A 21263-nucleotide genomic window follows, 5' to 3' on the forward strand; every position below is an offset into this window, starting at 1 on the left:
CTCGCCGGCCGCCGTCGCGGTCCTCGTCTTCGTCTTCGCCGGAGGTCACCGGCAGGCCCTTCTCAGAACGCCGAGTTGGTGAACCAGTGCGTCAGCAGCTCCTCGTCACCCGTCCTCTCGACGGTGTCCGCGGTGCGGTCCAGGCGCCCGTACAGGAGCAGCAGCAGATCTGCCGCGGTGGCCTGGACGCCGGCGTCCGCGGCCGGTGCGTCCCCGGTGCGCGGTGTGGCGTGGAAGCTGTCCGGGCCGAGCCGTACCAGCCAGTCGCCGTCGGTGTCGGTGCACCGGAAGCGGAGGGTTTCGCCGTTGCCGCGCAGCCGGGCCGTGTGCGGTGCGAAGGACGTGGCGAACGGCAGGTTGGTCAGGAACTCGGCCACGCCGTCGGTCGCGAGCGCGGGGTCGATCACGGGGCGGCGGCCGACCGCGCGCTCCGCGTCGGTGCGGTGCACCAGCGTCTCGAACAGCATCCGCCGCATCCAGAACCGGGCGTGCTGATCGACGCCCCACGCCCACATCGGGGCATCCGGGTCGGTGGCGGCGAACGCGTCCGCGGCCACCGCGGCACTCGCCGACAGCCAGTCGGCCCAGCCGTCGTCCGCGGCCGGCAGCTGCAGCTCCACCTCACGGCTGCGCGGCGGCTCCTGGACGAGCCGGTGCAGCAGGGCCGAGAACAGGCGCTGCACGCTCCCCGTGTGCCGGACCAGATCGCGCAGCGTCCACTCCGGGCAGCCGGGCACGGGGGCCGACAGCTCCGCGCCCTCCAGCGCCGCCACGAACGCGGCGGTCTCGGTCGCGACGGCGGCGCGGTGTGCGGCGGGACCGACGGCCGGCCGGCCCGTGGGGTGCGAGGTGTTCATGGTCGGTGTTCCCGATCTCTGCGGCCCGGCCGGACCGGCCGGGCATCTCCGCGCAGCCTGTCACAGCGGGCCGGCGGGGGAGCGGGCACACCGGCCCGTGCTCCCGGAGCCGGCCGGTCGGCCTCGGCCTCAGCCGACGTGAACCCGCGGACGCCGGGCCGGGTCGGGCTCGGCGCGGCGGAGGACCTCCCGGGTGACCGGTGCGACCTCGCCGTCGCCGAAGACCAGGAAGCGCAGCAGATGGCTCAGCGGATGGCCCTCGGTCCAGTTGAAGTAGGCGTGCGGGACCTCGCCGGTGTGCTCGCGCAGCTGCATCAGCACGGCGGCGATGGTGTTCGCCACACCCGCGCCCTCCACCCGCAGGATCTGGGCCCCGTAGCGCTCCTCGCCCCGGACGTGCAGCTCCGTGGTGAAGTCCGAGGAGTCCACCACCGTGACCTCCAGGAACAACACCGGCCGGCCGTCGGGTATATGGGTCTCCTCGCGCTGGCTGTACTCCTTCTCCCGGTACTCCGCCTCGTCCCGCTCATCGGGCTCGTTGGCGATGACCCGCAGCGGCCCGGCCGCCAGCGCCGCGTCGATCAGCCGCCGCGCGGTCGCGTCGAAGCCGACCTGCACGGCGCGCAGTTCGAAGGCGCGGTGGACCCGCGAGGCGAACGAGGTCAGCAGGATGCCGAGGATGAACAGCAGGGCGATCTTCAGTCCGTCCGGCCGCTCGATGACATTGGTGACCAGCGTGTAGCCGAAGACGAGGGTGATCGCGCCGAAGCCGACGGTGGCCGCCCGGTGGTGGCGGTGGCGGGCGGCGACCGTGGAGGCGAAGGACGCCGAGAGCATCAGCACCAGCACACCGGTCGCATACGCCCCGCTCTGCTCATCGACGCTGGCGTTGAAGAGGACGGTGATACCGAAGGCGATGGCCAGGAAGATCAGCACCAGCGGGCGCACCGCCCGCGTCCACTCCGGCGCCATGCCGTAGCGCGGCAGATACCGAGGTACGAGGTTGAGCAGCCCCGCCATCGCCGAGGCGCCGGCGAACCAGAGGATGGCGATGGTGGACAGGTCGTAAACGGTGCCGAAGCCCTCGCCGAGGTACCGGTGCGCCAGGTAGGCCAGCGCCCGCCCGTTGGCCGAGCCGCCGCTCTCGAACTCGTGCTGCGGGATGAGCAGGGTGGTGGCCAGACTCGACAGCAGCAGGAAGCCGCTCATCACCAGCGCCGCGGTGGTCAGCAGCCGCCGGGTGCCGCGGATCCGGCCGGCCGGGTGCGCCGCGGTGTCCGTGGCGTCGCCCCGTACCTGCGGCATGACGGCGACGCCCGTCTCGAAGCCGGACATGCCCAGCGCCAGCTTGGGGAAGACCAGCAGCGCCACCCCGACGATCGCCAGCGGCGAGGCGTGCCCGGCGGTCATCGCTCCCCACCAGTCGCCGATCACCACCGGGTGCGACAGCACCTGCCAGGCAGCGGCGGCCAGCACGACGACGTTCAGCACGAGGTAGGTCCCGACGAGCCCGACGGCTATGCCGATCGCCTCGCGGAAGCCCTTGAGGAACACCGCGCCCAAGGCGGCCAGCAGCACCAGGGTGATCCAGAGGTTCGCACCGTGCAGCGGGGAAGGGGCGAACGGGTTCTCCACGACATGCGCCGAGGCGTCCGCGGCCGACAGCGTCATCGTGATGATGAAGTCCGTGGCGGCGAACCCCAGCAGCACCAGCACCAGCAGCTTCCCCGCCCACCACGGCAGCAGCCGCTCCAGCATGGCGATCGAACCCTCGCCGTTCGGGCTCTCCTTGGCGACCCTGCGGTACACCGGCAGCGCGCCGAGCAGGGTCAGCGCGATCAGCACCAGGGTGGCGAACGGCGAGAGCAGCCCGGCCGCCAGCGCGGCGATGCCCGGCTGGTAGCCCAGCGTCGAGAAGTAGTCGACACCGGTGAGGCACATGACGCGCCACCAGGAGTGGCCCTTGTGCTCGGCCGGCGGGGTGCCGTGCGGCCCGGGGTGGCGGGCGGCCTGGCTGCTCAGCCCGTCCAGGAGCCAGCGGCGCCACCGTCGGGACGTGGGAGCGGGGGCCTCGGGGTCCGCCTGGACAGTGGTCATGCGGGTACGTCCTGCCGATCATCGCTCGTCGGGTTCCGGCAACGAGGAGCGAGTATGCATCACCGGGTACACGGCGCCCCGCCCCACCCCGCGCCCGGCGACATCCGCCGGTTCACCCCGGCGTCAAGGCGGTGTCAGAAAGTGTGCGCCGCCCGTACGTACGGCGTTAAAGACGAAGCCACAGCGCGCCCGCACTCTCCGCGGCGCGCAGTCTGGCGGCAAGGGTCCACCGCGGGTCCACGGGACCACACCGGTCCGCCGCCGGGGGCCGCAGCAGGAGGTGTTCCCCGTGCTCACCCCTCACCGCCCGGCGCCCGCGCCGCACCCCTGCCGCCCGCGCCCCCACCGCCCCCGCACCACTCGGTTCCCGCAGGTGAGGCCACCCGGCGGACACCCGGCCCGGCGGGTGCGGGCGGAGGGCACCCTCGCCCGTGATCTCGCGCTGCCGCTCGGCGCCGTGGGGGCGGCGCTGCTGGTGACCGCCCTGATGCTGACCGGCGGGACCGGCCGCGCGATGCCCGTACTGGCGCTCTTCGCCGTGCTGACGGTGGCCGTGGCGCTGCGCACCCGGCTGCTTCTGGTACCCGTCGCGGCCCTGGTGTCCTGGATGTTCTACGACGGCTTCGTGCTCCATCAGCGCGCGGAGCTGGCCTTCCGCGCGCCGGACCGGCTGAGCCTGCTCGTCCTGCTCCTCGCCGCCGTGGTGGGCGCGGGCTGCGCGGCCGTCGTACGGGCCGTCCGCCGGCCCTGAGTCAGTGCCGGCACCCGCATCTGCGGCGCCGGGAGCGCGTCGCGCGCCGGTACCGGGACACCGCGGCCCGGCGCCGGCGGCTCGCCGCGCCCAGGAAGCCGAGCCCGATGCCCAGCATCCAGACGTCCTTGGCCAGGAGCGTGCCGTCCTGGGTCGGCCGCAGGCTCCCCGGCTCCCGCATGCCGGGCGTCCGCAGATACATCCCGACCAGCCCGCCGGAGAACCCGGTCAGCGCGAGTCCGGCCAGCCGGGTGGGGACGAACGGGGCCAGCAGCGCACCGCCGACCGCCACTTCGGAGCACGCCAGCAGCCGGGTGAACGGCACGGCGCGGATCTTGGTCAGGAACGGATAGGCCACACACGCCATGCTGTGCACGCCCTCGGCGGTCTCCCGGTCGGCCTGCAGCAGCTTCAGCCCGGAATCCAGGATGAAGGCCCCGGTGGCCAGGCGCGGAGCCAGATCGCGCGCTTCGGGCAACTGCACCATGGGAGCCTCCAAGATCAGTCGTCGGCCCCCCGGCCGAGCTTAGCCAGCGGGCCAGGGGCCTGCATCCGGCAGCGGCCGTGCGGGGGGCGGGCGGGCACCGTCTCCGAGCGGGCGCCGCTGCCCCACCCGCGTCACAACGCCGGCACGTCGTCCCACTGGTCAAGGACGTCCTCGGCCGAGTCCGGCCCCGGCTCCGGCCGGCCGCCGTCGAGGGACTGCTCGGTCCAGATGACCTTGCCGCCCGGTGTGTAACGGGTGCCCCAGCGCTGGGCGAACTGGGCGACGAGGAAGAGGCCACGGCCGCCCTCGTCCGTGGTGGCGGCCCGGCGCAGATGCGGGGAGGCACTGGTGCCGTCGGAGACCTCGCAGATCAGGGCGCGGTCGTACAGCAGCCGGACCCGGATCGGCTGGGCGCCGTACCGGATGGCGTTGGTGATCAGCTCGCTGAGGATCAGCTCCGTGGTGAACTCGATCGCCGCCAGCCCCCAGGACTCCAGCATCCGCAGACAGTCCGCACGGACGGGGGCGACGGCCGCCGGGTCGGAGGCCACCTCCCATTCGGCGACCCGGGCGGGGTCCAGCAGCCGGGTGCGGGCCACCAGGAGGGCGATGTCATCGCTGGGGTGGGCGGGCAGCATCGCGTCGAGGACCGCCGTACAGGTCTCGTCGGGGGTGTGGTCCGCCCCGGCCGCCAGGGCGGTACGGAGCAGCTCCAGCCCGGTGGCGATGTCGCGGTCGCGGTTCTCCACCAGGCCGTCGGTGTACAGCACCAGCCGCGAGGCCTCGCTCAGTGTCAGCTCCGCGGTCTCCACCGGCACACTGCCGCCCAGCCCCAGCGGCGGGGAGACGGGCACCTCGGGGAACGAGACGGCGCCGGCCGGGCGGATCACGGCCGGTCCGGGGTGTCCCGCGGTGGCCAGGGTGACCCGGCCGGTGACCGGGTCGTAGATGGCGTACAGGCAGGTCGCTCCGGTGATGCCGGTGCGCCCCGGGTGCGCCGGCCCCGCCTCGTTGTCGCCGTCCGTGCCGCCGGGCCAGGCCCCCGCGCCGTCGCGGACGCCCTGGTCACCGGCGTCGAGGCCGGCCGCCCGCGCCTCGTCCGTGTCGATGTGCGTGACCAGCTCGTCCAGGTGGTTGATCAGCTCGTCGGGCGGCAGATCGAGCGCGGAGAAGTTGTGGACCGCGGTCCGTAGCCGGCCCATGGTGGCGGCGGCGTGCAGCCCGTGCCCCACGACATCGCCGACGACCAGCGCGACCCGGGCACCGGGCAGCGGGATGACGTCGAACCAGTCGCCGCCCACCCCGGCGTGGGCGGGCAGATAGCGGTGCGCGACCTCCAGGGCGGACTGCTCGGGCAGGGTCTGCGGCAGCAGACTGCGCTGGAGGGTGACGGCCGTGGTGTGCTCGCGGGTGTAGCGGCGGGCGTTGTCGACCGCGACCGCGGCCCGCGCGGTCAGCTCCTCGGCGAAGGCCAGATCCTCCTCCCCGAAGGGGTCCGAGGCGCCGGACCGCCAGTAATTGACCAGCCCCAGCACCACGCCCCGGGCCTGCAGCGGCACGGCGGCCAGCGAGCGGATACCGGCGTCCAGCACCCGCTGGGTGCCCTCCGGGTCCTGCCGCCGCCACGCCTCCGACCCGCTCAGGTCCCCGACGAGGGCGGGCCGCCCGCTCGCCAGACCGGTCGCCATCGGCGTCCCGGGCAGATACCGGATCACCTCGCCGACCCGGTAGATCGCCGATTCGCCGGAGACCCCGCTGACCGCCATCCGCTGGAGTTCGGTGCCCGCCCCGGTGGCCGGTTCATCGCCCCGCAGCACCGGCTCCAGCAGCTCGACGGTGACCACATCGGCGAACCGCGGCACCGCGACCGCGGCCAGCTCCTCGGCGGTCCGCCCCACGTCCAGCGTGGTGCCGATCCGCAGCCCCGCGTCGTAGATCAGCTTCAGCCGCTCCTGGGCCACGCCCGCCCGGCCGGCCAGCGCCCGCAGTTCGGTGGTGTCCCGCAGGGTCACCGCGGTGCCGGCGGGCCCGCCGTGCGGGGCGGTCGGCCGGACGTTCACCGCGACCAGCCGGTCGCCCGCCAGCAGCACTTCGTCGTTCGCCTCCCGCCCCGAGGTGAGCAGCGCGCGCAACCGGGGATCCAGGCCGAGATCGGTGACGGTGCGGTGTTCCGCGTCCGCGGGCAGTTCGAGCAGCCGCCGGGCCTCCTCGTTGGCCAGCAGCAGCCGCCCGTCGCTGCTGATGATCAGTACGCCCTCCCGTACGGCGTGCAGCACCGCGTCATGGTGGTCGTACATCCGCCGCACCTGGGCCGGATGCAGCCCGCGCGTCTGCCGGCGCAACCGCCGGCTGACCAGCGCAGACCCGCCGACGACCAGCAACAGCGCCCCGGCGGCGGAGCCGATCACCAGCGGCAGCTGGTGCACCACCTCCACGTCCGGCCGCTGGACGCGGATGCCGACGGCCACCAGTCCGAGGAGCGAGCCGTCCGGCGCGAAGACCGGGACCGTCGTGGTCACCGCGGGACCGAGGGGCGAGGTGAAGGTGGCGGTGTACGGCTTCCCCCGGAGCGCCGGCCGGTAGTCGTTGCCGGTGAAGCGTTTCCCGATCAGACGGGAATCGGGGTCGGTCCAGCGCACTCCGTCGGGCCGCAGGACGATGATGTAGTCGACGCCGGAGGCCTTCCGGGCCGCCTCCGCCTGGGGCTGGAGCTTCGCGCTGGGGTCGGCGGACCGCATGGCGGCGCGGATGCCCGGAGCGTGGGCGAAACTCTCGGCCCCGACGGTCGAGATCTGCCGGGCCTTGCGGGCGCTCGCGTCCTGCGCCTGTTGGAAGAGCGCCAGGACGGCCGCCACGACCAGCAGCACCGCGAGGGCGAGCTGCAGCACGAACATCTGGCCCGCGACGCCGTGATCGTTCAGCAGCGACCGCAGACGCTGTTCCGGGGAGCGTGGTGACGCCGGCGAATCGTCACCCTCTCGCCCGAAATTTTCCGTCATGACCCATATTTAGCATTGTGCTCCACCGCGGGGTCGTCGGCCGGGTCGACGGGGCCCCGCGCTGCCGCGGCACCCCAGTGCAGGTCTATTGAGCAATGCTCAGCGACCGTCACTGCCACCGCACCGCCGCTGCCCCGGGCCCCCGCATGGTCATTCGCCTCGCCGGTCGCGTTGTCGCGTTGTCAGTGCTCTGTGCGAGGCTGACGCGCATGGGAATGACACCGGACGGGCGGCCCGTTCCGTCCCCGCACGCCGATGAACGCGCCATGCTGGAAAGCTGGTTGGAGTTCCACCGCGCCACGCTTCCGCTCAAGTGCGCCGGACTGGACGACCGGCAGCTCCGCCTGGCCTCCGCGGACCCGTCCACGATGACGCTGCTCGGCCTGGTCCAGCATCTGGCGGAGGTCGAACGCAACTGGTTCCAGCGGGTGTTCGCGGGCCAGGACGTGCCGCCGGTGTACGGGCCGGAGGCGGGCGACGGGTTCACGCTCACCCCGGACCGCGGGATCGACGAGGCGCTGGCCGACTGGCACGCGGAAGTCGCCCGCAGCCGCGAGCTGATCGCCACCGCCTCGCTCGACGCCTCCGGCACACTCTCGGAACGCGAGGCCGGATTCGTAGGTGACCAGGGCGTTTCCCTGCGCTGGATCCTGATCCACATGATCGAGGAGTACGCACGCCACAACGGCCATGCGGACCTGCTCAGGGAGCGCATCGACGGCGTCACGGGCGCCTGAGGCCGCCGGGGACCGGGGCGGGGGCCCGGTGCCGGAAAAAGGGTTGGCGGGGACGCGGGGGGCCGGTCTACAGTCGGCAGCGTTCGGAGGACGGCCCGGTTCCGTCCTCGTCGGCCGTGGAGAAATCCGGGAGGTGAGTACTGATGACTGTCGTTGCCAAGGGCGCCGCCCGCATCCAGCAGATCGTCAACTTCCTCCCTGTGGTCTCCGGCTGACCCGACTGACTCGACGTCACTCCACTTCGCGCGCGCATCGCGCCGTGCGGCCGGGACCGCTCCTTCTCGAAGGGTCATCCCGTTGTTCGACCTTCCTCTCTCCGCTGCGCACCCGCTGGCCTCCTACGGCTGGGACGACGGATTCGCGCAGAGCTTCACCCCCTTTACCGGGCCGGGCGTCGTGCCCGGCCGTATCGTCCGCGTGGACCGCGGACGCGTGGATGCCGTCGTGGCGGACGGCGACGGCATCCGTACCGTTCTTGCGGACACCGCGCTGGTGGCGACCTCCGACCCGCTGCGGGTGCCGTGCACCGGCGACTGGGCCGCGATCGACCTGGAGAACGGGCGCAGCGGCGACCATGCCGACGGTGTCGTACGGGCGTTGCTGCCACGCCGGACGGCGTTCGTACGGTCGACGTCGTCGAAGCGTTCCGAGGGCCAGGTGCTGGCCACCAACATCGACCACATCGTCATCTGCGTCTCCCTCGCGGACCAGTTGGACCTCGGGCGGATCGAGCGCTTCCTGGCGCTCGCGATGTCCGGCGCGGGCGAGGACGCCCCGTGGCACCCCGCCGCACCCGCCGCGGTGGGCGGTGCGCAGCCGGTCGTCGTGCTGACCAAGGCGGATCTTGCCGGGGACCCGGATGGTCTGGCGCATCTCGTCGAGGACGCCGAGTCCGCGGCGCCCGGGACGCCGGTACTGGCGGTCAGCTCGGAGACCGGCGACGGGCTCGATGTGCTCGCCGCCGTCCTCACGGGCGGTACGTCCGTACTGCTGGGGCAGTCCGGTGCGGGCAAGTCCACGCTGGCCAACGCCCTGCTCGGGGAGCGCGTGCAACGGGTGCAGGACATCCGTGACCGCGACGGCAAGGGCCGGCACACCACGACCACCCGGGATCTGCGGGCGCTGCCCGGCGGCGGGGTGCTGATCGACACCCCCGGGCTGCGCGGCGTCGGGATGTGGGATGCGGAGACCGGGCTCGCCCGGACCTTCGCGGAGGTCGAGGCGCTGGCCGAGGAGTGCCGCTTCCACGACTGCGCGCACCGGACGGAGCCGGGCTGCGCCGTACAAGAGGCAGTGGAGAACGGGGAGTTGCCCGCCCGTCGGCTGGAGAGCTACCGCAAGCTGCAGCGCGAGAACCAGCGCATCGTGGCAAAGACGGACGCCCGTCTGCGCGCCGAACTCCGCCGCGACTGGAAACAGAAGCAGGCACTGGGCCGCCATCTGATGGAGCGGAAGCGGGGCGCGCAGGGCTGAAGGGCGGGGGTGGCGGGCGGTCGCGGCTGAGCGTCTTGTTGCTCGGGCCCCTTGAGCTGCGGGCGGCGGCGAACGGGGTGCCGCCGCCCGCCACACCGCCTCTTCCGGAGCCCGGGCCCGGCGCCCCGACGCTCGGATTCCGGAGCCGTCCGCGTCCGCCACGACCCGCCGCGCCGGCCGGCACCTCAGCCCGCCGTCACGGCCCCGGTCCAGGCACCGACGACCAGCAGACAGGCGAACAGTTCGATCAGCACGCTCAGGCCGATGGCGCGCAGGGCCGTACGGGTCGAGGCCCAGGCGTCGCCGTGGCTGCCGAGCCGGATGCGCTCCAGCAGATAGAGAACGCCGACGGAGCACAGCGGGGCCCCGATGACCGGGATCACGAAGAAGCCCACGATGCCGGCCACCCCCGCCAGGAACAGCGCCCGGTACGGCGTGCCCACCGCCCGCAGGTCGCGGGCCGGCAACAGCCACTTCACCACCTGATTGAGCAGCAGCACGGCGGTGGCGGCCATCAGCACCACCCAGGCGAGCGCGGACTTCTCCGACAGCGTCCACCACATCACGCCCGCCCAGACGATCAGCGGCCCGGGGATGCCGGGCACCAGCACCCCGAGCAGCCCGAGCAGCATCACCAGACCGGCCGCGACCAGCTGCCACACGCTCATGCGCCGGCCGCACTTCGCCCGGCCCGCCTGCCGTCGCCTCGCGCGCGCCGTCCCGTGGTCCGCTCGCCGCAGTCGGTCACGCGCCGGCCTCACTCCCGGCGGGCGCACGCCCCGTGACGGCTCGTACGCTGCACAGTCTCATGAGCCCAGCGTGCCGGAACCGGCCGGGAAGCGCTTGCCGACGGGCGGGCAGGACGGCCGGAGGGGGCCGGAGCGGGGCCGGGCCGGGACAGTGTGCGGCCGGGGCAGGTCCACGGCGTGCCCGGGCGCGGGCCCAAGGGAAGCGCGGCGGCCGCATTGGTCATACCGGGTCCGAACTGGCCGCTGCCCACCGCGATTCGCCCGGTCGGCCCCTCCTCCGCACCGGTGACAGGCGGGGATCACCGGTCCCGCCGGATGGTCACCCTTACGTGACCGGACGCCCGGTGGACGCTCTTTTGCGCCCTGTTGAGGGCACCGCCGCGCAGGGACAATACGGCGCATGAACCAGCAGGGGGCCGGGTCCGGCCAGGAGGACGACTGGTGGCGGCAGTTGTACGGCGAAGGAGGAGGGGACGACGGATCGGGGAGCGCCACGGTGCGCGATGCCGGGCCGTCCGACACCCCGGACACCCTCGATGACCGAGTCGCCTCGGCACTCCGGGCGGTGGCCCCACCCCGGCGGACGACCCCCTACCGCCAGCCACCCGCACCCCGCCGCACGGCCACCCCGCCCCCGGCCCGCCCCACGGCTTCCCCTCCGGCGCCGATCCCGCTCCAGGCCACCGGCCCGGGCTCACGCCCGTCGCCCCCCGCCCCGAAGGCCGACCGCCCCACACCGGAGCCGGCGCACGGCACCCCCGCACCGCCCGCCCCCGAGCGCCCGGACGACTGGCCACCGCTCGCCGGCCCCGGCGACCCGGCTGACCCCGCCTCCTCCGCCGACCCCGCCGCCCCCGAGCTGGGCACCCTCCCCGCCGCCGATCCGGCCGCCCTCGACGACCAGGTGCCGGACACCACTCTGGACGGCGCCCGATACGGCTCGCTGACCCTGCTCGCCGCCTCCCGGCGCGGCGACGTCGCCCGCCGGCGTGGTGACGTACGCCGCGATGCGCTGCTCACCGCCCGTTTCGGGGCCGGCCGGCACGCCCTCATCCTGATCGCCGTCGCGACCGGCCGGCCCGGCGCCACCGGAGCCCATCGCGCCGCCCGGGAAGCCTGCGCACGGATCGGCGGCGCGGTCGGCCGCAGTTACACCCGACTGGCGGAGGACATCCGTACGGACCACCGCAGCGCCCTCAAATCCGGGCTGCAACGGCTCACCGAGCGCAGCTACGGCAGGCTGCGCGACGGGGCACCGGAACCCGATGACGCACCGGAGCGGTACCCGGCCGCACTGCGCTGTCTGCTGCTGCCCGCCGACCCGGACTGCCGTATCCGGGTGCTCTTCGGCATCGGCGCGGGCGGCCTCTTCCGGCTCCGCGACGGCGCCTGGGAGGACTTGGAGCCCGCCGTGCCGGACCAGGTCGCCACGGGGGGACCGGACGCCACCCCCGGACGGCTCCGTTCCGCCTCCGACCGCCAACCGGACGACGACCCGGACCACGACCCGTACGGGACCCAGCCGTTCCTCTTCCGTACGGCCTTCGCCCGTCCGGGGGACACCCTGCTGTTGTGCAGCGCCGGTCTCGCCGAGCCGCTCCAGCAGGACTCCGCATTCGCCGCCCGGCTGGCCGGTCAGTGGTCCGCCGCCGAACCTCCGGCCCCGACCGCCTTCCTCGACGCCGCGCAACTGCGGGTGGCCGGCCACCCGAAGGACCGTACGGCCGTCGGGGTGTGGGAGTCGTAGCGACGGGCAGACGCGGACCCGGAGCGGAAGAAAGGCACGGAGCCGAACGGCACGGCAGGAGCGGTCCAGCGGAGGCGGCCCGGCGCACCCCGTGGGTTCATGGGACCAGGCACCGGAGTTTCACGGGACTGCACCACACCGCGTCAGCGGACCGCCATCCGCCGGCCGAACGACGCAGCACCGCCGTCGAAGACACCCGACGACCGCCCAAGACCACCGCACAACCGTCAGCGATCCGCCGCACCCCCGTCGAAGGAGCGACAGCGACATGGCGAAGCAGACCGTGGCCGAGCAGTTCGTGGACATCCTCGTACGGGCCGGGGTACGACGGCTCTACGGCGTCGTCGGCGACAGCCTGAACCCGGTGGTGGACGCCATCCGCCGGAACTCCGCGATCGACTGGATCCAGGTCCGGCACGAGGAGACCGCCGCCTTCGCCGCCGGAGCGGAAGCCCAGCTCACCGGCTCCCTCGCGGCCTGCGCCGGTTCCTGCGGCCCCGGCAATCTGCACCTCATCAACGGCCTCTTCGACGCCCACCGTTCGATGGCCCCGGTTCTCGCGCTGGCCTCCCACATCCCCTCCAGCGAGATCGGCACCACCTTCTTCCAGGAGACCCACCCCGACCGCCTGTTCGTCGAGTGCAGCCACTACAGCGAGCTGATCTCCAGCACCAAGCAGATGCCGAGGGTGCTCCAGACCGCGATCCAGCACGCCATCGGGCAGAGCGGCGTCGCGGTCGTCTCCCTCCCCGGCGACATCGCCGCCGAGCCCGCCCCTGAGCGCGCCATCGAACACGCCCTGGTGACCGCGCGCCCGTCCGTCCGCCCCGGAGAAACCGAACTCGACGCACTGGCCACGATGATCGACGAGGCCGACAAGGTCACGCTCTTCTGCGGCAGCGGCACGGCCGGTGCGCACGCCGAGGTGATGGAGTTCGCCGAGCGGGTGAAGTCCCCGGTGGGGCACGCGCTGCGCGGCAAGGAATGGATTCAGTACGACAACCCCTATGACGTGGGCATGAGCGGACTGCTCGGCTACGGCGCCGCGTACGAGGCCACCCACGAGTGCGATCTGCTGATCCTCCTCGGCACGGACTTCCCGTACAACGCGTTCCTGCCCGATGACGTCAAGATCGTCCAGATCGATGTCCGGCCCGAACACCTGGGCCGCCGCACCACGCTCGACCTCGCGGTCTGGGGCGACGTCCGGGAGACGCTGCGCGGTCTGATCCCCAAGATCCGGCCGAAGCAGGACCGCAGGTTCCTCGACCGGATGCTGACGAAGCACGCCGAGGCGCTGGAAGGCGTGGTCAAGGCCTACACCCGCAAGGTCGAGAAGCACACCCCGATCCACCCCGAGTACGTCGCCTCCGTCCTGGACGAAGAGGCCGCCGACGACGCGGTCTTCACGGTCGACACCGGTATGTGCAACGTCTGGGCCGCCCGCTACCTCACCCCCAACGGCCGCCGCCGGGTGATCGGTTCGTTCAGCCACGGCTCGATGGCCAACGCGCTGCCGCAGGCGATCGGCGCCCAGTTCATCGACCGCGGACGCCAGGTCGTGTCCATGTCGGGCGACGGCGGGTTCTCGATGCTGATGGGCGATTTCCTCACCCTCGTCCAGTACGACCTGCCGGTGAAGGTGGTGCTGTTCAACAACTCCTCGCTGGGCATGGTGGAGCTGGAGATGCTGGTCTCCGGCCTGCCGTCGTACGGCACCACCAACCAGAACCCGGACTTCGCCGCCATCGCCCGCGCGGCCGGGGCACACGGCGTCCGGGTGGAGAAGCCCAAGCAGCTGCGCGGCGCCCTGCGCGACGCCTTCCGCCACAAGGGGCCGGCCCTGGTCGACGTCGTCACCGACCCCAACGCACTGTCCATCCCGCCGAAGATCAGCGCCGAGATGGTGTCCGGCTTCGCCCTGTCGGCCGGCAAGATGGTGCTGGACGGCGGCGTCGGCCGCATGCTCCAGATGGCCCGCTCCAACCTGCGCAACATTCCCCGGCCCTAGCGGCGCCCGATGGCCGAAGGAGGCGGAGGGGTACGGTAACGGGCCGCGCACGCAAGTGAGGTGGACGCTTGGCCACTGATCGCGCACCCATACCGGTCAGCGGCGACCTCCGCCCCTTCCGGCTCCTCCCCACCCCGCCGTCCGTCCGCTCACCGGCCGCGCAGGACCTCGTGCTCCTCCGGATGCTGCAGTGCGTGCACCAGTCCGGCGACGAGGTGCGCCCGCTCGGCCATGGTGTCGATCAGCAGGTACTCATGGTCCGCGTGGGCGCCGCCGCCGACCGCGCCGAGGCCGTCGAGGGTGGGTACGCCCAGTGCGGCCGTGAAGTTGCCGTCGCTGCCGCCGCCGACGGCCTCGGCTTCGATGCCGGGCCGCAACTGACGTGCCACCGCGAAGAGTTCGACGGACGCCGACTCGGGCATCGGGGGCCGGCCGATGCCTCCCCGCACCGCGATCTCCGCCTCGTCGAGATGCGGGGCCAGCGCCGTGAAGGCCGCTTCGATGCGGTCCTTCTCGTCGGCCGTCTCGACCCGGACGTCGACGGTGACGGTCGCCTCCGCGGGAACCACGTTGTCCAGGGTGCCGGCGGACGCGACGGTCGGGGTCACGGTCGTGCCGATGTCGGGACGGCCCAGCGCCGCGATGTCCAGCACCTGATGGGCCGCTTCGACCAGGGCATTGACTCCGGCCGCCGGTTCGAGGCCGGCATGCGAGGCCCGGCCCGTGACCGCGACATGGAAGGTGCCGCAGCCCTTGCGCCCGGTCTTCAGGCCCCCGCCGTCAGCGGCGCCTTCGAGTACGAGCACCGCACCGCAGGCGAGGGCGCGCTCTTCGAGCAGGGCGCGGGAGGAGTGGGAGCCGACCTCTTCGTCGGCGGTCACCAGGATCTCGACGCCCGACCGGTCGTCGAGCGTCGCCAGACCGTGCACGGCCTGCACCAGACCGCCGAGCATGTCGAAGACCCCGGGGCCGGTCGCCCGCCCGTCCGCGACCCGGAACGGGCGGCGCGCAAGCGTGCCGAGCGGAAACACCGTGTCGTGGTGACCGAGGACCAGGACGGTCGGATCGCCGCCGGCGGTCCAGTGGACATGCGGCCCGGCCGCGCTCTCCAGGAGGACGGCCCGCCCGCCGAGGCGGCGTTCGATGACGGTGGCGACGGCTTCGGCCGATGCCCGCAGGGCGTCGAGATCGCGTGAGGGGGACTCGACTTCGACGAGGGTCCTGAGGTCCTCGATCATCGCGTCGACACGGGCGGTCCGGTGCATCGTCACGTGGCAAGGGTACTTGGCGTGCCGACCACCCCAACTGGCGCCCTTGGCCCGCAGAAGCGATCTCTAAACCACATTTATAACCGGAAAGAGTGAAATGTTAGCAAAGGGTCTCAATGTGGGGCCGCGTGCGCCGAAAGAGATGAGTAAGAAGCGGCAGTGAGCCGCTTGGAGCGATCGGGAGAGTTTTTTATGTCACGGATCACGCGGGTGACTGCTATGGCCGCGCTTGCGGCGAGTACTGCCCTGGGGGGCGGCGTGTCGGCGGCGTTCGCAGACAGTGGCGCGGCCGGCGGGGCGGCCAATTCGCCGGGAGTGGTGTCGGGCAACGCGATTCAGGTCCCGATCCACATTCCGGTCAATGTGTGCGGCAACACCGTCAACATTGTGGGTCTGCTGAACCCGGCCTTCGGTAACACCTGCCTCAACGGCCACATCGACCGCCGTGTGGTGGTGCACCGTCACACCGTCGTCAAGCATCACCACCACCACGTCAAGCACGCCAAGAAGAAGCACGTGAAGAAGCACCACCCGAAGCACCACCACCACAGGCCGGCCGGCGGCGTGCACACCGGTGGCGGCGGTCTGGTCGACGTCGAGCGCTGAGCCGCCCGACCGGATCATGTGGTCACCGAGAGCGCGCGTACACCGCACTGACGGCCCGGCCGACGCCGAGGGCCTGAACTGAGCGGTTCCCGTGGACTCCACGGGCACCCGCGCACCGGCACCAGCACACGGCCGGGGCCCCACCACGGGGCCCCGGCCGTCACGCCGTTCAGGCCACGGGCGGACGCTGCGGACGCAGCCGCAGCGTCAGGATCTGGAACGGGCGCAACTCGACGGTCACATCGGAGGTCGGGCCTTCCTCCTCCTCGTGCAGCGGGCGTTCCAGCAGATCGGTCACGGTGGCGCGTTCGACGGGAAAGGCGGGGGAGACGATGCCGGTGGCGCGGCCGCCCCGGGACTCGTACAGGCGCACCACCACATCGCCGCTGCGGTCCTCGGCCAGCTTGACCGACTCTACGGTCACGGCCGGGTGGTCGACGCGGATCAGCGGGGGAACGGCCGGTGCGGAGGCTGTCCTGAGGGGCAGATTGAGCGCCAGGCCCTCGGCGACCGCGTCGCCGACCCCGCCGCCCGGCAGCAGCGCATAGGTGAAGCGGTGGGTGCCCTGGTCGGTCTCCGGGTCGGGGCTGTGCGGGGCGCGCAGCAGCGTCAGCCGTACCGTCGTGCCCAGACCCTCGGGGTGCGGAGCGCGGGTCACGTCATGGCCGTAGGTCGAGTCGTTGAGCAGCGCGATGCCGTAGCCGGGCTCGGCGACCCGCAGCCAGCGGTGCGCACAGATCTCGAAACGGGCCGCGTCCCAGCTGGTGTTGGTGTGCGTGGGGCGGTGCACATGTCCGAACTGCACCTCGGAGGTGGACCGTTCGGCGTGCACATCCAGGGGGAAAGCGGCCTTGAGGACCTTCTCCGACTCGTGCCAGTCGATGTCGGTGGTGATGTCGAGGCGGTGTGAGCCGGCCCGCAGGGTCAGGTCCTGGGTGATCCGGGACGTGCCGAACGCCCTGGTCACCCGCACCGTCGCGGACAGCGGTCCGGTCGACGTCAGTTCCACGGACTCGGCGTCGGTCAGATCGGTGTGCCGGTGGCGGTAGTGCCGGTCGAGGTCCCAGGCGTCGTACTGGGTGGGGTGGTCGGGGTGCAGCTGGAGCAGATTGCCGCGGGCGCCCGGGGCCAGCACCTCCCGTCCGGCGTGCAGATCGCGTACGGACGTCAGCAGGCCGTCGGCGTCGAGCCGTACCCGCAGCAGTCCGTTGTCGAGGGTGAGGGTTCCCCCGGTGCCGGTGTCGGCCCGTACGGGCGGCGGCGGTGGGGTGGGGGAGTCCGGACCGGGCGGGCGGACGGGGGCCGAGCCCAGCGCGGGGACATGGACGGCGACGGCGGACGGCCCGCCCGGCCCGGAGGGCGTCGCCCCGTCCGGCAGCTCCACGATCTCGTTCCGGGCGTACGGCGAGGCGTTGAAGACCGTCGGCACCTCGGGCGCCTCGGCCCCGGGCCCGGCCAGCGCGCCGAGCGCCGTCTCGATGATCCCGGTCAGCTCGGCCTCGACCGCCGCGTAGGTGGCACCGGCCTCGCGGTGGACCCAGGCGATGGACGAGCCCGGCAGGATGTCGTGGAACTGGTGCAGCAGCACGGTCTTCCAGAGGCGGTCGAGGGCGTCGTAGGGGTAGGTGTACGAACCGTCGCCGTCCGCCCGTACGGCCGCCGTCGTCGCCCACAACTCAGCCTCGCGCAGCAGGTGTTCACTGCGCCGGTTGCCCTGCTTGGTCTTCGCCTGCGAGGTGTACGTACCGCGGTGGAATTCGAGGTACAGCTCGCCCGACCAGACCGGTGCCGCCGCCCCGTACTCCTCGTGGGCGGCCTCGAAGAACCGGGCCGGTGGCTCGATCTCGACCCGCGGCGAGCCCTCCAGGGACCGCAGCCGGCGGGCCCGCTCCAGCATCTCGCGGGTCGGGCCGCCCCCGCCGTCACCCCAGCCGAACGGGACCAGGGAGCGGGTGGCGCGGCCCTTCTCGGTGAAGTTGCGTTCGGCGTGGGCGAGTTCGGCGGCGTGGAAGCGGGAGTTGTAGGTGTCGACGGGCGGGAAGTGCGTGAAGACGCGGGTGCCGTCGAGGCCCTCCCACCAGAAGGTGTGGTGCGGCATCTTGTCGGTCTGGTTCCACGACAGCTTCTGGGTGAGGAACCACTTGGCGCCGGCCAGCCGGGCCAGCTGCGGGAAGGCCGCGGTGTAGCCGAACGAGTCCGGCAGCCAGATCTCCTCGGTCTCCACCCCCAGCTCCTCCAGGAAGAAGCGCTTGCCGTGCACCAGCTGCCGGGCCAGCGCCTCACCGCCGGGCATATTGGCGTCGGACTCCACCCACATCGAACCGACCGGAGCCCAGTTCCCGCCCCGTACGGCCTCCTTGATGCGCTCCCAGATGTGCGGCTGGTGCTCCTTGACCCAGGCGTACTGCTGCGCCTGGGAGCAGGCGAACACCAACTCCGGGTATTCCTCGGCCAGTTGGGTGACATTGGCGAAAGTGCGGGACGCCTTGCGTACGGTCTCGCGCAGCGGCCAGAGCCAGGCCGAGTCGATATGCGCATGCCCGGTGGCCGAGGCGCGATGGGCGCTCGCGGCGGCCGGCCGGCTCAGTACGTCCGCCAGCGCGGCCCGGCCCTCGGCCGCCGTCCCGCCGACGTCATGCAGGTCCAGGGCGTCCAGCGTGTCCTCCAGGGCCCGCAGGATCTCGTGCCGGCGCGAGCCGTCGGCGGGCAGCTCGTGCATCAGCTCCGACAGCACCTCGATGTCGAGGATCAGCTGCCAGACGGTCTCGTCGAGCACCGCGAGATCCGCCGAGGCGAAGCGGTAGAGCGGCCGGGCGGGCGCGGTGCGTACATCGCCGAGGTCGGTGGGGCGGAAGTCCCGCAGCACCGCCGGGTTCGCGGCCGCCTCCAGCAGCAGCCGTACCTCCTCACCGCCGCTGACCGGCGCGCCGACCGGGAGGTGCCGGTTGCGCGGATGGATGCCCTTGAGCGGCACCCCGTCGGTGTCGTACAGCAGACCCTCGGCCTGGAACCCGGGCCCGTCGCCGCTGAAGCCGGGGTCGATGACGGCCTCCACCCGCCGGCCCGCCCATTCCGGCGGCACCTCACCCGTCAGCCGGAACCAGCTGGTGGACCACGGCGGCCCCCAGGGCTCGCCGACCGCGAACGGCTCATACGTGGCCGACAGGGCCTCGCTCACCGGTACGGGTTCCCCGGGCGCATGCCAGACGGCGAGCCGCAGCGGCACCCGCGCCGCGTACTGCGCGGGCCGGATGAACTGCCTCAGCGCGCGCTCCAGGCGCGCCTCCACCAGCAGTCGGTCGTCGTGCACAGCGGCTCCTCACGCTCGTACTCCCCACGCCCCGGGGCGCGGGCGGGCCGACCAGGCGGCAACCGGGGGAGTGCACCGGCTGCCGGCCCGGGGCTTCGTGACAGGCTCGGTCGGGCATATCGGGTCAGGCATACCCACTGGGGCCCGCCCGGCCCACCCGGCGCGCGGACGGCGGAGCGGTGGCATGGCGAGTGGCGGCTCGGCAAGCGGCGGTGATGAGCCGAGGCGGCGCGCCGAAGCATGGCGGGAGATCCGATGGGCATGCTGACCGTGAGGCTGTTCGAGGCAGAGCGCCGAGGTTCGTTGGGGGCGGGGGAGAGAATGCGTCAGCCTGTGCGGCGCGAGGAACGGAAGAGAACGCAGGAAACGGCCGAGGGGGGCCGCAACGGGGGGACCACCGCGCGAGCACCGGGAGTGCTGGAGCGGAGGGTGCGGCATGCGGATCTGACGGCCGTCGGCGAGGTGCGCAGGGAGCTGCGCCAGCTGCTGAGCCGCTGGACGGTGCCGGGGGTGGGTGAGCTGGTGGACGTCGCGACCCTGCTCACCAGCGAGCTGGTCACCAATGCCCTGGTGCATGCCGAGGGCGGCGCCGTCGTCACGGCCAGGGTCAGCGACCGGCTGCGGGTGGAGGTGCGGGACTTTGTCCCCGGACGGCCCGAGCCGCGCGCACCCACCACCGACGGGACGTCCGGCAGGGGGCTGATGCTGGTGCGCGCCCTGGCCGACGCCTGGGGGATACGCACCGAGAGCATCGGGAAGAGCGTGTGGTTCGAGCTGGGCGGCGGACCGGCCTGACCCAGGGGCGAGGGCCCCGGACGGCGCGGTCCGCCACCGGTCAGCCGAATTGCCGCTCGATCTCGGCGAGTTTCTCCTCCAGGGAGTCCAGACGGGGAATCGTCTGGGTGTCGTCCTCCGCGGTGAGATCCACGGCCCGCGGGGGCCCGGCCGGGGCCCCGGCGCCTTCGGCCTCAGCGCCCGAGACGGCTTTGAGGGCCGGGCGGGAGGGCACCGGCAGCTCTCCGGTGAGCAGCGGCTGCGGCTCGCCGGCTATGGCAGGGTCGGCGCCGGCCATCTCCGCGGGCGCCGCCTGTGCCATGGCCGCCTGCGGCACCGCCACCTGCCGGCCGCCGCCCCGGCCGATGCCCCAGGCGCGGTGCTGCCGGTTGATGGCCTTGATGCGGGCCCGGTCGAGCCTGCCCTGCTCGCGCCGGCGGATACGGTTCTGCTCCTTCTCGCGCCGGTCCTCGCGGACCTCCTCGACCGCCTCGTCCAGCGTCCGTACGCCTTCCAGCAGCATCAGCGACCAGGCGGCGAAGGTCTCGCGGGGCGCGCGCAGCCAGCGGACGATCCGGATCTGTGGCAGCGGCCGCGGCACCAGCCCCTGCTCACGCAGCGCCGCCCGGCGGGTCTGCTTGAGCGCCCGGTCGAAGAGGACCGCCGCCGACAGCGACATCCCGGCGAAGAACTGCGGTGCACCCGCGTGGCCCAGACCGCGCGGTGCATGCACCCAGTTGAACCACGCCGCGGCGCCCGCGAAGGTCCACACCAGCATCCGCGACCCGAGCGCCGCATCGCCGTGACTGGCCTCCCGTACGGCGAGCACGGAGCAGAACATCGCCGCACCGTCGAGCCCGAACGGCACAAGATATTCCCAGCCACCGGACAGCCCGAGGTTCTGCATGCCGAATCCGACCAGCCCATGGAAGGACAGCGCGGCGGCGACCGCCGCACAGCAGAACAGCAACAGATAGGAGGCCGAGGCGAAAACGGCCTCCTTCCGACGGCGCCGCTCCTCACTCCGCTCCCAGGAGTCCTCCCCGGCGGACTTGGCAGCCGCCCGCTTCCCACGCACCACCAACGCCGTGGCCGCCAGCACGCCGACGAGCAGCAGGGCACCGGGAACCAGCCAATCCAGCGATATGTCGGTCATTCTCATTCTGGGATCCCTTTGCCTTGGGTACGCGATTTCCGCGACATCCTGGCGGAATCCACCCCGCGCCCAGAGGGTTTCGGAACAAGAGGACGCCAAGGGGTGCGATTGAGCCACTCCGATTTCGAACTGTGATTCATTCAAGGTGAGTTGCGTTCGATTCGGATCACTCTGATGGGGGTGGCGTGGGGCGCGAGGCGCTCGGGCGCGGGGCCGAGCCACGCCGCGTCTGTCAGCTGTG

At 72.8% G+C, this 21263-nt stretch carries 14 protein-coding genes and 1 pseudogene; 7 read left to right on the forward strand and 8 right to left on the reverse strand.

The window, feature by feature from the left end; all coding sequences use genetic code 11:
- Nucleotides 1-62: 62 nt before the first annotated feature.
- Both ACFW5B_RS09280 and ACFW5B_RS09285 read right to left on the reverse strand, forming a co-directional pair.
- Entirely contained in the window at nt 63-857 is a 795-nt protein-coding gene (locus ACFW5B_RS09280) for a maleylpyruvate isomerase family mycothiol-dependent enzyme (RefSeq protein ID WP_386435647.1), read from the reverse strand.
- Nucleotides 858-986: 129 nt separating this feature from the next.
- Complete coding sequence (locus tag ACFW5B_RS09285; protein ID WP_386435651.1) at nt 987-2954, reverse strand: amino acid transporter; 1968 nt, start codon at nt 2952-2954, stop codon at nt 987-989.
- 373 nt (nt 2955-3327) lie between these two features.
- Here ACFW5B_RS09285 and ACFW5B_RS09290 point away from each other — a divergent pair, with 373 nt between their 5' ends.
- Nucleotides 3328-3705 (forward strand): DUF4118 domain-containing protein, encoded by a 378-nt coding sequence (locus ACFW5B_RS09290; RefSeq protein ID WP_386435654.1) that lies wholly within the window; start codon nt 3328-3330, stop codon nt 3703-3705.
- 1 nt (nt 3706) lies between these two features.
- Here ACFW5B_RS09290 and ACFW5B_RS09295 read toward each other — a convergent pair whose 3' ends face one another.
- Together ACFW5B_RS09295 and ACFW5B_RS09300 are read right to left on the reverse strand one after the other, a co-directional pair.
- Nucleotides 3707-4192: a hypothetical protein gene (locus ACFW5B_RS09295; RefSeq protein WP_386435657.1), complete on the reverse strand. Its 486-nt coding sequence runs from the start codon at nt 4190-4192 to the stop codon at nt 3707-3709.
- A 131-nt stretch (nt 4193-4323) separates the two neighbouring features.
- Nucleotides 4324-7191: a SpoIIE family protein phosphatase gene (locus ACFW5B_RS09300; protein WP_386435660.1), complete on the reverse strand. Its 2868-nt coding sequence runs from the start codon at nt 7189-7191 to the stop codon at nt 4324-4326.
- Nucleotides 7192-7400: 209 nt separating this feature from the next.
- Between ACFW5B_RS09300 and ACFW5B_RS09305 the strand changes: the two genes are divergently transcribed.
- On the forward strand, nt 7401-7928 hold the full coding sequence (locus tag ACFW5B_RS09305) for a DinB family protein (RefSeq protein WP_386435663.1): 528 nt from the start codon (nt 7401-7403) through the stop codon (nt 7926-7928).
- 297 nt (nt 7929-8225) lie between these two features.
- Entirely contained in the window at nt 8226-9401 is a 1176-nt protein-coding gene (gene rsgA, locus ACFW5B_RS09310) for a ribosome small subunit-dependent GTPase A (protein ID WP_386435666.1), read from the forward strand.
- A 185-nt stretch (nt 9402-9586) separates the two neighbouring features.
- Here rsgA and ACFW5B_RS09315 read toward each other — a convergent pair whose 3' ends face one another.
- A complete protein-coding gene (locus ACFW5B_RS09315) occupies nt 9587-10069 on the reverse strand; it encodes a DUF456 domain-containing protein (protein WP_386435669.1) in 483 nt (160 codons plus the stop codon).
- Nucleotides 10070-10550: 481 nt separating this feature from the next.
- On the opposite strand from ACFW5B_RS09315, the gene ACFW5B_RS09320 reads away from it, so the two are divergent.
- Together ACFW5B_RS09320 and ACFW5B_RS09325 are read left to right on the forward strand one after the other, a co-directional pair.
- Nucleotides 10551-11897: a protein phosphatase 2C domain-containing protein gene (locus ACFW5B_RS09320; RefSeq protein WP_386435672.1), complete on the forward strand. Its 1347-nt coding sequence runs from the start codon at nt 10551-10553 to the stop codon at nt 11895-11897.
- 268 nt (nt 11898-12165) lie between these two features.
- Nucleotides 12166-13908, forward strand: a complete 1743-nt coding sequence (locus tag ACFW5B_RS09325) for a pyruvate dehydrogenase (protein WP_386435675.1) — start codon at nt 12166-12168, stop codon at nt 13906-13908.
- Between the two features lie 149 nt (nt 13909-14057).
- Here the strand turns inward: ACFW5B_RS09325 and ACFW5B_RS09330 are convergent, their stop codons facing one another.
- Nucleotides 14058-15173 (reverse strand): M20 family metallopeptidase, encoded by a 1116-nt coding sequence (locus ACFW5B_RS09330; protein ID WP_386435777.1) that lies wholly within the window; start codon nt 15171-15173, stop codon nt 14058-14060.
- Between the two features lie 195 nt (nt 15174-15368).
- On the opposite strand from ACFW5B_RS09330, the pseudogene ACFW5B_RS09335 reads away from it, so the two are divergent.
- Nucleotides 15369-15605: pseudogene (locus ACFW5B_RS09335) on the forward strand (chaplin); the annotation flags it as partial.
- A gap of 346 nt (nt 15606-15951) precedes the next feature.
- Here the strand turns inward: ACFW5B_RS09335 and ACFW5B_RS09340 are convergent.
- On the reverse strand, nt 15952-19092 hold the full coding sequence (locus tag ACFW5B_RS09340; protein ID WP_386435678.1) for an alpha-mannosidase: 3141 nt from the start codon (nt 19090-19092) through the stop codon (nt 15952-15954).
- A gap of 429 nt (nt 19093-19521) precedes the next feature.
- Between ACFW5B_RS09340 and ACFW5B_RS09345 the strand changes: the two genes are divergently transcribed.
- Nucleotides 19522-19887, forward strand: a complete 366-nt coding sequence (locus tag ACFW5B_RS09345; protein ID WP_386435681.1) for an ATP-binding protein — start codon at nt 19522-19524, stop codon at nt 19885-19887.
- A gap of 40 nt (nt 19888-19927) precedes the next feature.
- Here ACFW5B_RS09345 and ACFW5B_RS09350 read toward each other — a convergent pair whose 3' ends face one another.
- Nucleotides 19928-21028 (reverse strand): DUF2637 domain-containing protein, encoded by a 1101-nt coding sequence (locus tag ACFW5B_RS09350; RefSeq protein WP_386435684.1) that lies wholly within the window; start codon nt 21026-21028, stop codon nt 19928-19930.
- Between the last annotated feature and the right edge of the window lie 235 nt (nt 21029-21263).

This window comes from Streptomyces sp. NPDC058773 (assembly GCF_042746015.1).
Classification (GTDB): Bacteria; Actinomycetota; Actinomycetes; order Streptomycetales; family Streptomycetaceae; genus Streptomyces.

Coding starts and splice junctions, on each gene's coding strand:
- ACFW5B_RS09280 (WP_386435647.1), bottom strand. CDS start 857: ATGAACACCTCGCACCCCACGGGCCGGCCGGCCGTCGGTCCCGCCGCA.
- ACFW5B_RS09285 (WP_386435651.1), bottom strand. CDS start 2,954: ATGACCACTGTCCAGGCGGACCCCGAGGCCCCCGCTCCCACGTCCCGA.
- ACFW5B_RS09295 (WP_386435657.1), bottom strand. CDS start 4,192: ATGGTGCAGTTGCCCGAAGCGCGCGATCTGGCTCCGCGCCTGGCCACC.
- ACFW5B_RS09300 (WP_386435660.1), bottom strand. CDS start 7,191: ATGACGGAAAATTTCGGGCGAGAGGGTGACGATTCGCCGGCGTCACCA.
- ACFW5B_RS09305 (WP_386435663.1), top strand. CDS start 7,401: ATGGGAATGACACCGGACGGGCGGCCCGTTCCGTCCCCGCACGCCGAT.
- ACFW5B_RS09315 (WP_386435669.1), bottom strand. CDS start 10,069: ATGAGCGTGTGGCAGCTGGTCGCGGCCGGTCTGGTGATGCTGCTCGGG.
- ACFW5B_RS09320 (WP_386435672.1), top strand. CDS start 10,551: ATGAACCAGCAGGGGGCCGGGTCCGGCCAGGAGGACGACTGGTGGCGG.
- ACFW5B_RS09325 (WP_386435675.1), top strand. CDS start 12,166: ATGGCGAAGCAGACCGTGGCCGAGCAGTTCGTGGACATCCTCGTACGG.
- ACFW5B_RS09330 (WP_386435777.1), bottom strand. CDS start 15,173: ATGCACCGGACCGCCCGTGTCGACGCGATGATCGAGGACCTCAGGACC.
- ACFW5B_RS09350 (WP_386435684.1), bottom strand. CDS start 21,028: ATGAGAATGACCGACATATCGCTGGATTGGCTGGTTCCCGGTGCCCTG.